Below are 12,928 nucleotides of genomic sequence, written 5' to 3'. Positions count from 1 at the left end.
AGCCGCCCGCGCGGCGGCTCCGCAAGGAATACAGAATGGCTGAACAGAAAGAAAACACTCAACGCGTGATCGAAGTCACCCAGCACGACCTGCCGCTGCATTGCCCGATGCCGGACATGGTGTCCTGGAACTCCCACCCGCGCGTGTTCCTGCCCGTGCACAAGACCGGCGAAGCGCTGTGCCCCTATTGCGGTACCCGCTACAAGCTGAACGGCCCGGCAGGCGGCCACCACTGAGACCGGCTCCGCGCCGGCAACGCAGCTAAGGTGTGGCGCGAGCCGCACCTTTTTTGCTTGCCGGCCCGCCTCGTCTGCAAACCCAAGCCGGGCCGCGCCCCGGTTTCGGTTTGCAATCGGAACATCTGCAATGAAGAAGAAAATCCTCGTCATCGGCCCTTCCTGGGTCGGCGACAGCGTCATGGCGCAACCGCTGTACCAAAGACTGCACCAACGCCACCCCGATCTGGAGCTGCACGTGTTCGCGCCGGCCTGGACCCTGCCCTTGCTGGCGCGGATGCCGGAAGTGGCCAAGGCCCATCTCAACCCCTTCGGCCACGGCGCGCTGCGCCTGGGCGAGCGCTGGAAAGTGGCGCGCCAGCTGGCCGCCGAACGCTTCGATCAAGCCATCGTGCTGCCCAACTCGCTGAAATCCGCCTTGATTCCGCTGTTCGCCGGCATCCCGCTGCGCACCGGCTTCCTCGGCGAATCGCGCTACTGGATTCTCAACGACGCGCGCGAACTGGACGAGCAGGCGCTGCCCATGATGGTGGAACGCTTTTGCGCGCTGGCGGAAGACAAGGGCGAGCCGCTGCCGCGGCCGCTCAGCCATCCGCGGCTGGCGCTCACCGACGCCAGCCAGCGGGCGGCGCTGGACAAGCTGCAACTGGACGCCGGCCGGCCCGCGGTCGCCTTCTGCCCCGGCGCCGAGTACGGCCCGGCCAAGCGCTGGCCGGCCCGGCACTTCGCCGAACTGGCGCGCCGCTTCGACGCCGCCGGCTACGCGGTGTGGCTGTTCGGCTCCGGCAAGGACCGAGAAGTGGGCGACGACATCAGCCGCCTGTCCGGCGGCCTGGCCGTCAACCTCTGCGGCGCCACCGGCCTGGAAGAAGCGATAGACCTGATCGGCCTGACCCGGCTGGCCGTCTGCAACGACTCCGGCCTGATGCATGTGGCCGCGGCGCTGGACAAGCCGCTGGTGGCGCTGTACGGCTCCTCCAGCCCCGACTTCACACCGCCCTTGTCGACGCGGGCCGCCATCGTCTCCCTCAACCTGGATTGCAGCCCCTGTTTCGAACGGACCTGTCCGTACGGCCATACCGATTGCCTGGAAAAAATGGAGCCGGAACGGGTCTGGCAAGCCGCGCTTCCGCTGCTGCCCGCCCACTCCCAAGAAAAAACACAATAATGAGCACAGACAACACCGCACCCGTCGAAGAAAACAGCCGCCGCATGGAGCTGATCCGCGCCGCGGCGATACTATTCCGCGACCAGGGCTACGAGCGCACCACGGTGCGCGACCTGGGCAACGCGGTCGGCATGCAGTCCGGCAGCCTGTTCTACCACTTCCGCACCAAGGAGGAGATCCTGGTCGCGGTGATGGCGCTGGGCATCACCAGCACCACCGAGCAGCTGAAGCGCGCGCTGGACGCGGCCGGATCGCCGCGGGCCAAGCTGGCCGCGCTGTTCCGCGTCCACCTCAATTCGCTGCTGGGAGACAATCAGGCGGCGCTGGAAGTGATGCTCTACGAATGGCGCAGCGTGTCCGCCGCCGCCCGGCCCGGCCTGATCGTGTTGCGCGACCGCTACGAAGCGCTGTGGCAGCAAGCGCTGGACGAAGCCGCCGCCGCCGGCCTGGTCAAGCCCGACACCGCGCTGCTGCGCCGCACTCTGCTGGGCAGCCTGCACTGGTCGGTACAGTGGTACCGCTCCCAAGGGCCGCTGAGCGTGGATCAATTGGCCGAACGCATGCTGGAATTGGTATTACTGCCACAAATCTGACCTTTAGGCCTGAAAAAATTCGGCAATCCGGTAAAAAAGATTCTAGAATCAGCGATATAGGGCAACTGGGCTCTATACCGTCCTGCGCGACGGCAACGGCACCCACGGTTTGGAGAGAGCGATATGGCAAGCACCGGCAGCATAGGCAGCCTCAACTCTCTGCAGCAATTGCAATCGCTGCAGAACACGCGGCCTGAGCAAAAGACGCTGGAAGAACCGCGGTCCGCCACTCCTGCGGTTTCCCAGCAAAACGTCAGCCAGGCCGCGGTCCGGCAGAACCCCGACACCGCGCGGGTCGAACAGCAGCTGCAACGCCAGCTGAACACCGCGCAGACCAATGCCGCGCAAACCCGCAACGGCGAGCAGCAAAGGGTCAGCCAGGAACAGGCGCAAACCGCCGCCCTGGCCAGCTCCGCCGCGCCGGCCGCCGCGGCCAACGACACCCCGCGGGCTCAGCAGCGCGCGGCGGAAGCGGCCAGCGCCAATCGCGCCGCCAGCGCCCCGCCGGCGACGCCGCCGCGCCCGAACACGGTGCCGGCGGCCAATGAGCAGCAAGCCGCCAACAATCAGGCGGAACAGCAGACCAATCAGACCAACAACAACGCGAACAACGCGGTGGCCCGTTCCCAACAGCAGAACGCCAGCGGCCAGCTGGCGGTCACCCAGTACCAGACCACCCAGTCCCTGCTGCAGAACAGCACCTACCGTCCGCGGGTTTCGGAAGTGGCCTGAGGCCTCCTCACTGAAAAAAAACGGCAATCCATGCGGATTGCCGTTTTTCTTGCCGGATCGCCGCTCGGACCATCCCGCCGACGCGCAGCAGACATCGAACAGCCTCTCAGGCCTCTCCGGTTTTGCGCCCCGGCCGCCACAGCACGTCCGGCTCGCCGGCCTGACGGTTCAGATAACGCGACAGCACGAACAGCAGATCGGACAGACGGTTCAGATAGCGGCGCGCGGCGTCGGACACCGTCTCCCGCTGCGCCAGCGCCACCACCGCGCGCTCGGCGCGGCGGCATGCCGAACGCGCCTGGTGCGACAGCGCCGCCGCCCGGCAGCCGCCGGGCAGGATGAACTCCTTCAGCGGCGGCAAATCCTCGTTGAGGAAGGCCACCACGGCCTCCAGCGCCTGCACGTGCTCGGCGCCCAAGGCGCTGTAGCCGGGCACCGCCAGCTCCGAGCCCAGGTCGAACAAATCATGCTGCGCCTCGGACAACCAGGTCCTGACCTCGTCCGGCAAGGTCTCCGCCAGCAACACGCCCAGCACCGAGTTCAGCTCGTCCACCTCGCCCAGCGCGCAAATGCGCAAGCTGTCCTTGCCCACCCTGCTGCCGTCGCCCAGGCCGGTGCTGCCGTCGTCGCCGGTGCGGGTGACGATATGCGATAACCTATCACTCATCGCGTTTTCCATCCTTTTCAATCTTGCCCAAAGAATTGATGGTCTGGCGCAAGCTCTCCTTCAAGGCCTCGCCGAACAACATCTCGTAATCCTCCTTGAGCTGATGCATCACGCCGGACAACATCTGCTTGGCCTGCAACTCCAAAGCGTCCTGCAACCACAAGGACAGCTCCACCTTCATCCGCGGCAGCATTTTCTCGTACATGGACTGCAACAAGGCCTGCTCGTCTATCACCGCCACCGTGCCCGGCGGCGCATTCACCGCCTGAGGCGCCATCATCGCGGCGGCCGCGGCGGCCGAAGCCACCTCGGACACTTTCAAGACCTCCACGCCGCGCGCCGGCGGCGCGTCGGAAACGGCTTCCCGCTCGGGTTCTCCCGACGACGCCGCGCCGGCTGCCAACGCCAGGCCCGCGGCGGCCAGCGCCCCGGCTCCCGCCGCCAACTCCGCGGCCCCCGTCCCATCCGTCTCGGTCTCGGGTTCGGACTCCAGCACTGTCAGTTCGGGAATCTCGCCCTCGGCCAGGGCCAAGGACTCGGGCTCGGCGTCCGCCAAGAGCATGGTCGGCTCGGCCGCTTGCGGCTCCAGCATTTGATCCAATACAGGCTCGGCCATCGCTTCGACTTCCGCCTGCTCGGCAAACGCAACGTCCAGTTGCGGGACTTCCGGTTCGGCGACTTGCGACTCCAGTGCCTCATCCAGCACAGGCTCAGCTACCGCTTCGGCTTCCGCCAGCTCGGCAAACCCAGCGTCCAGCTGCGGGACTTCCAGTTCGGCAGCTTGCGACTCCAGCGCCTCGTCCAGCACAGGCTCGGCTACCGCTTCGGCTTCCGCCGGCTCGGCAAACCCAGCGTCCAGCTGCGGGACTTCCAACTCGGCGGCTTGCGGCTCCAACGCCTCGTCCAGCACCGGCTCGGCCACCGCTTCAACTTCCGCCGACTCGGCGAACACAGCGTCCAGATGCGGGACTTCCAACTCAGCGACTTGCGACTCCAGCACCTCGTCCAGCACAGGCTCGGCTACCGCTTCGGCTTCCGCCGGCTCGGCAAACCCAGCGTCCAGCTGCGGGACTTCCGACTCGGCGACTTGCGGCTCCAACACCTCGTCCAACACCGGCTCTGCCGCCGCTTCGGCAAACGCGGGGTCCATCATTGGCGCTTCCACCGCAGCCGGAGGCTCATGCGCCTCCGCCTCAACGGCCTCCGGCATCGCCAAGACAGGCTCCGTCTGCAAGCCCGCCAGCGCCTGGTCGATCTCGGCCAGCAAGGGCTCCTCTCCCGGCGCGGCAAGCGCCGGGGAGACGGCGGACTCCGGCGAAATCATCGCATCGGGAAGCGCCACCGCCGGTTCAAACACCGCTTCGGGCGCTACGGCCGGCGCGACGTCAAACGCCGGCACAGGCAGCTCATCCATCTCAGGCGGCGCTTCGACGGCGCTCTCGCCCTGGAGCGGCGCAAATTGTTCCAGATCGTCCGCCGGCGCGCCGGCGGACGGGGCCTCGGCGGGTTCCGACCAGACGGGGGCGGCTTCCTCCGCCGGGCTCTCCGGCCAATTCGGCAGCAAGCTGTCCACCTGGGTTTCCGGCCCGACTCCGCCGCCCAGCACGCCGGTGGGCAGGCTATCCAAGGAAATGGAAGTGAAAGGCGTCGGCGCGGGCGGCTCGATCAGCGTCTCGGCCACGCCGACATCCGGCGCGGGCGGTACGGCGGTCGGCGCCTCCGCGTCCGGAATCTCGATGCCAACAGGCTCCGGTTCGGCGGCCGCAGGCGCGGCGGCCATTGCCGGCTCAGCCTCGGCGACTAGCGGCACGGCATCGAGCGCCGGAGCAGGCGCCGCGGCCGGCGGCTCTTCCGCGATGGACGCGGACTCGTCGGCCAAAACCTCCGCCGGCGGCTCCTCGCCGGCCGGCTGCAGCGAAAATTCGAAATCGCCGGCTTCCGCCGCCGGCAGCGCCGCCTCCGGCAAGGCCGCGGCGGGGTTCCAGCCGGGCAGCACTTGCTCGATGCCCAGTTCGGAGGCCGGCATGTCGTCCAGATCCAGCGACGGCAGCGAAGCCAGGTCCAGCAAAGGCTCTTCGCCGGGAACGGGAGCGGCGATCAACTCCTCCAGGCTCAGTTCGGGAATTTCCAGTTCGGCGGGCAGGTCCTGCGGCGGCTCGCCCAACTGGTCGGCCAGCGCGTCCAGTTCGCTGGAGAAATCAAAATCGGGGATGTCGATGACTTCGTCGCCCAAGGTAGGCACTTGCGACTCATCCACCACCTCGGTCAACACCGGCAGGTTGAGGCCGGACCAGTCAGGCTCTTTGGGCTTTGACGGCTCGCTCATGGTCACTTATTGCTCATGTCGTGATGTTCGATTGCATAACCGCGCTCGCGATACGCCTTGAACCGCAGGCGCGCCGTCTCCAGCGACGCTTCGTCGCGTCCGACTATTTCCAGAATACGATCAAAGCGCTCCATCCGCTCCGGCAAATTCGAACCCAGGTTCAACAATACCGGGTGCTCCAGCGCGTCCGGCAGGCGGGCGGTCAGCCAGATCGGCGTGTCCGCCGCCTCGTCGGCGCCCAGCCTGCAGTGCGGCACGAAGCGGGTATCGCCGAAGCTCCACAGCTGCCGGCTGAAGGTGTCGAGCTGCTGCTCGCTGTCGAACCAGATCAGCAGCCGCTCCCCCTTGCGCATCACCGTGGCCGCCAGCAGGCAGGCGAAGCCCTGCGGGTCGGCCACTTTGGTGTAAAAATCAATCCTGCTCATCGTCCACCGTTTCAGGGGTTTCGCGGCGCGGACGGCCGCGGCGCACCACATTGCCCAGCGCGATGTCGGCGCGGTCTTGCAGGAACTGCACCAGCAAAGGCACCGGACGCGCGGTGGCGCCCTTGTCCTTGCCGCCCTTCCAGGCGGTGCCGGCGATGTCCAGATGCGCCCAGTCGTATGCTTTGGCGTAGCGCGACAGGAAGCAGGCCGCGGTGATGCTGCCGCCCGGACGGCCGCCGATGTTCGCCATGTCGGCGAACGGGCTCTTCAGCATGTCCTGATACTCGTCCCACAACGGCATATGCCAGGCACGGTCGGCCACTTCCTCGCCGGCGGCCAGCAGTTCGCGCGCCAGGCTGTCCTGATTGCTGTACAGCGCGGTGGCGATATGGCCCAGCGCGATCACGCAGGCGCCGGTCAGCGTGGCCACGTCGATCACGGTTGCCGGGTCGAAGCGCTCGGCGTAGGTCAGCGCGTCGCACAGGATCAGCCGGCCCTCGGCGTCGGTGTTCAGAATCTCGATGGTCTGGCCGGACATCGAGGTGACGATGTCGCCCGGCTTCAGCGCGTTGCCGTTGGGCATGTTCTCGCAAGTGGGCACGATGGCGACCAGGTTCAGCGGCAGGTTCATTTCCACCGCGGCGCGGAAAGCGCCCAGCACGGTGGCCGCGCCGCACATATCGTACTTCATCTCGTCCATGCCCTCGCCCGGTTTCAGCGAGATGCCGCCGGAATCGAAGGTAATGCCCTTGCCCACCATCACGATGGGCTTGTCGCCCTTGTCCTTGGCGCCGTGATGGCGCAGCACGATCAGGCGCGCCTCTTCCACACTGCCCTTGGCCACGGACAGGAAGGAGCCCATGCCCAGTTCCGCAATGTCTTTGGGGCCCAGGATTTCAGCGTCGGCGCCGAAGGCCGCGGCCATCTGGCGCGCTTCTTCGCCCAGATAGCTGGGGGTGCAGACATTGCCCGGCAGATTGCCCAGGTCCTTGGCCAGCTTCATGCCGCTGCCGATGGCCAGGCCGCGCTGCAGGCCCTTTTCGCCGTCGGCGAGATCGCTGCGGCGCGGCACCGCCAGCGTCAGTTTGCGCGGCTCGCGCACCGATTCGTCCACCTTGCTCTTGAAGCGGTCGAAACGGTACAAGGCGTCCAGCGTCACCACCGCCGCCTGTTCTATCATCCACTCGACGTCGTGTTTCTTGACTGTCAGTTCGCTCAGGTAGCTGACCGCCTCCACCGCCGAAGTCTGGGTCAAGGCCTTGACCGAGGCGCGCACCGCCTCGCGGTATTCCTTGGCGCGGAACTCCCGCTCCTTGCCCAGGCCCACCAGCATCACCCGGTCGCACAGGGTGTGCGGCACCGAATGCAGCACCAGCGTGCTGCCCAGTTTGCCCTCCATATCGCCGTGGCGCAGCACGTCGCTGATGAAGCCGTTGGAGATGCGATCCAGCAGGTCCGCGGCGAAGGTCAGCTTGCGGGATTCGTACACGCCGACGATAACGCAAGCTACCCGTTGCTTTTCCGGACTGCCGCTTTTTATGTTAAATTCCATTGAGAACTCCCGTGTAGAGCGAGTGTCTGTAGCTCCACCTCTTAACCGGCCGTCGATGCGCGGGTAGAATCCTGACGGCCCGGCCTTCCGGTGAAGACGGATTTTGTTGTTGATTCCGAAATCGTCCGTTTTTGACGTTTCTGGATGGTCCCCGGAATTATCACAATGCTTTTCATGAAAAGTCAAAAAGGCACTGAATAAATGGTTTTTCAAAAAAGCCTGACTCGCGAGCTGACTTTGAGCGCTTTAGGCGTTTTCATCGTGCTCCTGGCGATTATCGTTTCCACTCAGGCAGTCAATCTGCTGGGCCGCGCGGCCGAAGGACAGATGGCCAACGAGGCCGTTGCCGCGGTGCTTGGCTTCACTACGCTGGGCTTTTTCCCGGTATTGATGATTTTGACGGTTTTCGCCACCATTTTAGTGGTGTTGACCCGTATTTGGCGCGATCACGAGATGGTGGTCTGGCTCAGTTCCGGCCTGTCTCTGAGCAATTGGGTGTGGCCGGTGATGCGCTTCACCCTGCCGCTGGCGGTGCTGATCGCCGGCGTCACCCTGTTCATCGGCCCCTGGGCCGATCAGCGCAGCCAGGACTATGCAGAACAGATCAAACGCCGCGAGGAGGTTTCCGCGATCTCTCCCGGCGTGTTCAAGGAATCGGCCTCGTCCAACAAGGTGTATTTCATCGAGAACTACTCCGGCGAGCACGGCGCGGCCACCAATATTTTCATGCAGGAAATCACCGACGGCAAAGTGGCGACGATTTTCGCCAAATCCGGTTTTATTACCACTAAGCCGGACGGCGAGCGCGTAGTGGTGCTGGAACACGGCCAACGCTACGTCGGCGAACCCGGCAGCGCCAACTACGAGGTGGCGGAATTCCAGCGCTACACCGCCGGCATCGGCGAAAGCCAGCAGATGCCGGGCCCGTCCGGCAATCGCCAGGCCATTCCCACCGCCCAGCTGCTGAGCCAGGACTCCGCCGACTACCGCGCCGAGCTGGCCTGGCGGCTGTCCATGCCGATCAGCTGCGTGATCCTGGCGCTGCTGGCGATTCCGATGTCCTATTTCAACCCGCGCAGCGGCCAGACCTACAATCTCTTGCTGTCGCTGCTGGTTTTCTTCGTTTATCAGAACGGACTGACCGTGGCCCGCAACTGGGTGGCCCAGGGCAAGGCCGGCGTCTGGCTGGTGCTTCTGGTGCATCTGGCCATGCTGGCGCTGGCGCTGGCGCTATTGAGCTACCGCAACCGCCCGGCCCGTCCCATCGGCCAGGCCTTGTCCCTGCTGTTCCGGAAATCCTGATCCCGTCATGAAACTGATTCATCGCTACATCGTCGCCACCCTGAGCCAGGCGACCTTGTTCACCCTGCTGGCCCTGCTGGGCCTGTACGGCTTCTTCGACCTGCTGGCCGAGGTGCCCAATCTGGGCAAGGGCAGTTACACCCTGGGCAAGATGCTGGGCTATGTCGCGCTGCTGATGCCCGGCCACGCCTATGAACTGATGCCGCTGGCGGTCTTGATCGGCGGCATGGTGGCGATGACCCAGCTGGCCACCAACAGCGAATACACGGTGATACGCACCAGCGGCGTGACCCTGCCGCAGATCGCCGCCACGCTGTTGAAATTCGGCCTCGGCTTCGCCCTGCTCACCGTGCTGCTGGGCGAGGTGGTGGCGCCGCGCACCGGCCAGCAGGCGCAGAGCCTGAAGCTGTCCGCCACCCACTCCATGGTGGCGCAGGAATTCCGCTCCGGCATCTGGGTCAAGGACAATCAGAACTTCATCAACGTCCATGAAATGCTGCCGGACACCTCGCTGCTGGGCGTGCGCATCTACACCTACGACGATAATTTCCGCCTGGTGCGCACCCGTTACGCCGAACGCGGCTCCTTCTCCAAGAGTGATCAGCAATGGCGGCTGATCAATGTGCGCGAAACCACGCTGACCGCGGACCAGGCCGTCAGCCGTCATTACCCCGAGCTGTCCTGGAAGTCCATCGTCGAGCCGGAAATCCTGTCCGTGCTGCTGGTGGTGCCGGAACAGATGTCGGCCAGCGCGCTGCTGACCTATCTGGAGCATTTGCGCAGCAATAAACAGCAAACCCAGCGCTACGAAATCGCCTTGTGGAGCAAGCTGTTCTATCCGCTGGCCTGCATCTCGATGGCGCTGGTGGCCCTGGCCTTCACCCCGCAGCAGCGCCGCCACGGCCAGTTGGGCATCCGTCTGTTCGGCGGCATCTGCCTGGGCATCGCCTTTCACTTCGTGAATCGCCTGTTCGGCCATCTGGGCCTGTTGTACGACTGGAACCCCATCCTGTCCGCCACCCTGCCCACCTTGCTGTTCCTGGTGGCCGGCGTCGCCATCATCGCCAGACAGGAAAGGCGCTGACATGAGTTCGCCGGCCGCGGAATCCCTCGCCCGCATGCGCCAGGAACTGGCCGGCAAACGTCAGGCGCTGGCCGAGCAATACCGGCAGCAGCGCAATCCCCAGGAATATCTGAAACGGCACAGCCAGACCGTGGACGCCGCGCTGCAGGCGCTGTGGGCGCAGTCCGGCCTGGACGGCGCCGCCAGCCTGATCGCGGTGGGCGGCTACGGCCGCGGCCAGCTCTTCCCCTATTCCGACATCGACCTGCTGGTGCTGCTGGACCAGCCGCCGTCGCCGGAGCTGGGCGAACGCGTCGGCGCCTTCATCAGCCTGCTGTGGGACGTGGGCCTGGAAATCGGCCACAGCGTGCGCACCGTCGAGGAATGCCTGACCGAGGCCCGCGGCGACATCACCATTGAGACCAATCTGCTGGAAAACCGGCTGATCGCCGGCGACGCCGCGCCCTGGCGGCGCATGAGCGCGCTGCTGGACCGCCAACGCGACCCGCTGGCCTTTTTCGAGGGCAAGACCCAGGAACAGCAGCAACGCCACACCCGCCACTTCGGCGTCGGCAACAATCTGGAACCCAATATCAAGGAAAGCCCGGGCGGACTGCGCGATCTGCACACCATTCTGTGGATCAGCAAGGCCATAGGCCTGGGCGACAACTGGGACGCGCTGGTGCGCCGCGGCATCCTGACCCTGGCCGAAGCGCGCCTGATCAAGCACAGCGAACGCCAATTGCTGAGCCTGCGCATCGAACTGCACTTGCTGGCGCGCCGGCGCGAGGACAGGCTGATCTTCGATCTGCAACAACAGCTGGGCCAGGCGCTGGGCCTGCAGGACACGCCGGCCAAACGCGCCAGCGAACAGGCGATGCAGCTGTATTACCGCGCCGCCAAGACCGTCAACCAGCTCAACGGCATCCTGCTGCCCAATCTGCGCGGCCGGATTTATTCGCAAGTGCCGCGCGTCACTCAGAACCTGAACGAACGCTTCTACTCGGTCAACGGCATGCTGGGCATCCGCCAGCCGGACGTGTTCGAAAAATACCCGTCCGCCATCCTGGAAGCTTTTCTGATGCTGCAGCGCAACCCGGAACTGAGCGGCTTCGCGCCGCGCATGTTGCGCGCGCTGTGGCACGCCCGCAGCCACATCAACGAGCGCTTCCGCAACAACCCGCGCAACCGCGAGCTGTTCCTGCAACTGTTCCGCGAGCCCAACGGGCTGACGCGCTGCCTGCGGCGGATGAATCTATACGGGGTGCTGGGCCGCTACCTGCCCAATTTCGGCCACATCGTCGGCCAGATGCAGCACGATCTGTTCCACGTCTACACCGTGGACGAGCACATTCTGATGGTGGTGCGCAATCTGCGCCGCTTCGCCAGCAGCGCCTTCACCCACGAATACCCGCTGATGTCCCGGCTGATCAACGACTTCGAACGCCCGGAAACCCTGTATCTGGCCGGCTTGTTCCACGACATCGCCAAGGGCCGCGGCGGCGATCATTCGGCGCAGGGCACGGTGGACGCGGCGGACTTTTGCCGCCAGCACGGCTTGCCGGCCGAGGACGGCGAGCTGGTGGCCTGGCTGGTGGGCCAACATCTGACCATGTCCAGCGTGGCGCAGAAGCAGGATATCTACGACCCGGAAACCGTGCGCCGCTTCGCCGAGCTGGTCGGCACGCCGCGCCGGCTGACCGCGCTCTACCTGCTCACCGTGGCCGATATCCGCGGCACCAGCCCCAAAGTCTGGAACGCGTGGAAAGCCAAGCTGCTGGAAGACCTTTACCACGCGGCGATGCGCCAACTGGTGCGCGGCGGCCAGCTGGACGTCGCCTCGGAGCTGGAGGAACGCAAACACCAGGCCCAGGCGCTGCTGCGTTTGCACGCGGTACCCGGCGGCGTGGAGGCCGCGCTGTGGCAGGAGCTGGACACTGTTTACTTCCTGCGCCACGAGGCCAAGGAGATCGCCTGGCACGCGCGCCTGCTCAACCGCTTCGTCCACGCCGAGCAGCCCCTGGTCCGCGCCCGGCTGTCCGACGACCACGAGGGCATACAGGTGCTGATCTACACCCGGGACCGGCCGGAACTGTTCGCCCGCGCCTGCGCCTTCTTCGGCCGCACCCACTACAGCATCGCCGACGCCAAGGTCTACACCACCCGCCACGGCTACGCGCTGGACACCTTCCACGTCTTCGTGCCCGAGCATCATGACGGCGATTACCGCGACATGATCAATTTCATCGAGTTCGAACTGGCCGAATGCCTGCGCCAGGAGGGCGAACTGAGCTTGCCCGCCTCCGGCCGCATCAGCCGCCACCTCAAGCACTTCCCGATCACGCCGCAAATCCTGATCCGCCCGGACGACAAGGCCAGCTTCTATGTGCTGTCCATCGTCGCCGGCGACCGCCCCGGCCTGCTGGCCCGCATCGCCAAGGTGCTGTCCGACTACCGGATGAATGTGCAATCCGCCAAGATCATGACCTTGGGCAGCCGCGCCGAGGACTCCTTCCTGATCTCCGGCCCCGGTCTTAGCGACGATAAAACCGTGCTGGCGCTGGAAAACGCCTTGCTGGCCGCGCTGCGGCTGTAAGCGCCCGTTTAACGCCAGGCGGGCAGGCGCGAGACAAAGCGTTTGCGGCCATGGCGGCGACTCTTCGTAAATACTCATGCCGCTCATGAGCAAAGTGCTTCCCCGCTTACCCCTATCTTGCGCGCCAGGTCTTGAATAGACCCAAAACGCAAGCCGCAAACCATCAGGCATACTCATTAGATCAATCAGAAAAATGCATTGCCATTGTCATTTTTTTGCGTTTTGCATACAGATTTGACGCTGATCAATAATTTACTTGTCATCGATT

Annotated in this window: 11 protein-coding genes; 7 read left to right on the top strand and 4 right to left on the bottom strand. The window is 65.2% G+C overall.

The genetic code is table 11. The annotated features are described in order from the left end of the window. Positions 1-35: 35 nt before the first annotated feature. The 4 genes from DB032_RS06565 (at position 36) to DB032_RS06550 (ending at position 2,729) form a co-directional block, all read left to right on the top strand. Positions 36-236: a zinc-finger domain-containing protein gene (locus tag DB032_RS06565; protein WP_019104039.1), complete on the top strand. Its 201-nt coding sequence runs from the start codon at positions 36-38 to the stop codon at positions 234-236. A gap of 130 nt (positions 237-366) precedes the next feature. Next, positions 367-1,404: a lipopolysaccharide heptosyltransferase II gene (waaF, locus tag DB032_RS06560; protein WP_107798761.1), complete on the top strand. Its 1,038-nt coding sequence runs from the start codon at positions 367-369 to the stop codon at positions 1,402-1,404. After that, positions 1,404-1,997: a TetR/AcrR family transcriptional regulator gene (locus DB032_RS06555; protein WP_107798760.1), complete on the top strand. Its 594-nt coding sequence runs from the start codon at positions 1,404-1,406 to the stop codon at positions 1,995-1,997. Before waaF ends, DB032_RS06555 begins: the two co-directional genes overlap by 1 nt. Before the next feature lie 123 nt (positions 1,998-2,120). Continuing rightward, positions 2,121-2,729 carry a hypothetical protein gene (locus tag DB032_RS06550; protein WP_107798759.1) on the top strand — a complete coding sequence of 203 codons (609 nt, stop codon included), beginning with the start codon at positions 2,121-2,123 and terminating at the stop codon, positions 2,727-2,729. Positions 2,730-2,835: 106 nt separating this feature from the next. Here DB032_RS06550 and DB032_RS06545 read toward each other — a convergent pair whose 3' ends face one another. Genes DB032_RS06545 through DB032_RS06530 form a run of 4 tightly spaced genes read right to left on the bottom strand, consistent with a single transcriptional unit; the run spans position 2,836 to position 7,699 of the window. Beyond that, a complete protein-coding gene (locus DB032_RS06545) occupies positions 2,836-3,396 on the bottom strand; it encodes a cob(I)yrinic acid a,c-diamide adenosyltransferase (protein WP_107798758.1) in 561 nt (186 codons plus the stop codon). After that, on the bottom strand, positions 3,389-5,722 hold the full coding sequence (locus tag DB032_RS06540) for a hypothetical protein (protein ID WP_107798757.1): 2,334 nt from the start codon (positions 5,720-5,722) through the stop codon (positions 3,389-3,391). The genes DB032_RS06545 and DB032_RS06540 overlap by 8 nt, the downstream gene beginning before the upstream one ends. A gap of 2 nt (positions 5,723-5,724) precedes the next feature. Further along, the gene (locus tag DB032_RS06535; RefSeq protein WP_048412222.1) at positions 5,725-6,147 is read right to left on the bottom strand and encodes a DNA polymerase III subunit chi; all 423 of its coding nucleotides are present in this window, start codon (positions 6,145-6,147) and stop codon (positions 5,725-5,727) included. After that, positions 6,134-7,699 (bottom strand): leucyl aminopeptidase, encoded by a 1,566-nt coding sequence (locus DB032_RS06530; protein ID WP_107798756.1) that lies wholly within the window; start codon positions 7,697-7,699, stop codon positions 6,134-6,136. Before DB032_RS06530 ends, DB032_RS06535 begins: the two co-directional genes overlap by 14 nt. A 201-nt stretch (positions 7,700-7,900) precedes the next feature. On the opposite strand from DB032_RS06530, the gene lptF reads away from it, so the two are divergent. From lptF to DB032_RS06515, 3 genes are read left to right on the top strand one after another with little or no spacing between them, the layout of a single operon-like run. Further along, positions 7,901-9,001 (top strand): LPS export ABC transporter permease LptF, encoded by a 1,101-nt coding sequence (gene lptF, locus DB032_RS06525; RefSeq protein ID WP_107798755.1) that lies wholly within the window; start codon positions 7,901-7,903, stop codon positions 8,999-9,001. 7 nt (positions 9,002-9,008) lie between these two features. Further along, positions 9,009-10,085: an LPS export ABC transporter permease LptG gene (gene lptG / locus DB032_RS06520; RefSeq protein WP_107798754.1), complete on the top strand. Its 1,077-nt coding sequence runs from the start codon at positions 9,009-9,011 to the stop codon at positions 10,083-10,085. 1 nt (position 10,086) lies between these two features. Continuing rightward, entirely contained in the window at positions 10,087-12,660 is a 2,574-nt protein-coding gene (locus DB032_RS06515; protein ID WP_107798753.1) for a [protein-PII] uridylyltransferase, read from the top strand. Positions 12,661-12,928 lie beyond the last annotated feature (268 nt).

Source organism: Chromobacterium sp. Panama (genome assembly GCF_003052555.1).
In the GTDB taxonomy this organism is placed as follows: Bacteria; Pseudomonadota; Gammaproteobacteria; order Burkholderiales; family Chromobacteriaceae; genus Chromobacterium.
This window is presented reverse-complemented; position numbering and strand designations above follow the sequence as displayed.

Bases quoted from the DNA above. Each gene is read 5' to 3' on its own strand.
- DB032_RS06565 (WP_019104039.1), top strand. From the start codon at position 36: ATGGCTGAACAGAAAGAAAACACTCAACGCGTGATCGAAGTCACCCAG.
- waaF (WP_107798761.1), top strand. From the start codon at position 367: ATGAAGAAGAAAATCCTCGTCATCGGCCCTTCCTGGGTCGGCGACAGC.
- DB032_RS06555 (WP_107798760.1), top strand. From the start codon at position 1,404: ATGAGCACAGACAACACCGCACCCGTCGAAGAAAACAGCCGCCGCATG.
- DB032_RS06550 (WP_107798759.1), top strand. From the start codon at position 2,121: ATGGCAAGCACCGGCAGCATAGGCAGCCTCAACTCTCTGCAGCAATTG.
- DB032_RS06545 (WP_107798758.1), bottom strand. From the start codon at position 3,396: ATGAGTGATAGGTTATCGCATATCGTCACCCGCACCGGCGACGACGGC.
- DB032_RS06540 (WP_107798757.1), bottom strand. From the start codon at position 5,722: ATGAGCGAGCCGTCAAAGCCCAAAGAGCCTGACTGGTCCGGCCTCAAC.
- DB032_RS06535 (WP_048412222.1), bottom strand. From the start codon at position 6,147: ATGAGCAGGATTGATTTTTACACCAAAGTGGCCGACCCGCAGGGCTTC.
- DB032_RS06530 (WP_107798756.1), bottom strand. From the start codon at position 7,699: ATGGAATTTAACATAAAAAGCGGCAGTCCGGAAAAGCAACGGGTAGCT.
- lptF (WP_107798755.1), top strand. From the start codon at position 7,901: ATGGTTTTTCAAAAAAGCCTGACTCGCGAGCTGACTTTGAGCGCTTTA.
- lptG (WP_107798754.1), top strand. From the start codon at position 9,009: ATGAAACTGATTCATCGCTACATCGTCGCCACCCTGAGCCAGGCGACC.
- DB032_RS06515 (WP_107798753.1), top strand. From the start codon at position 10,087: ATGAGTTCGCCGGCCGCGGAATCCCTCGCCCGCATGCGCCAGGAACTG.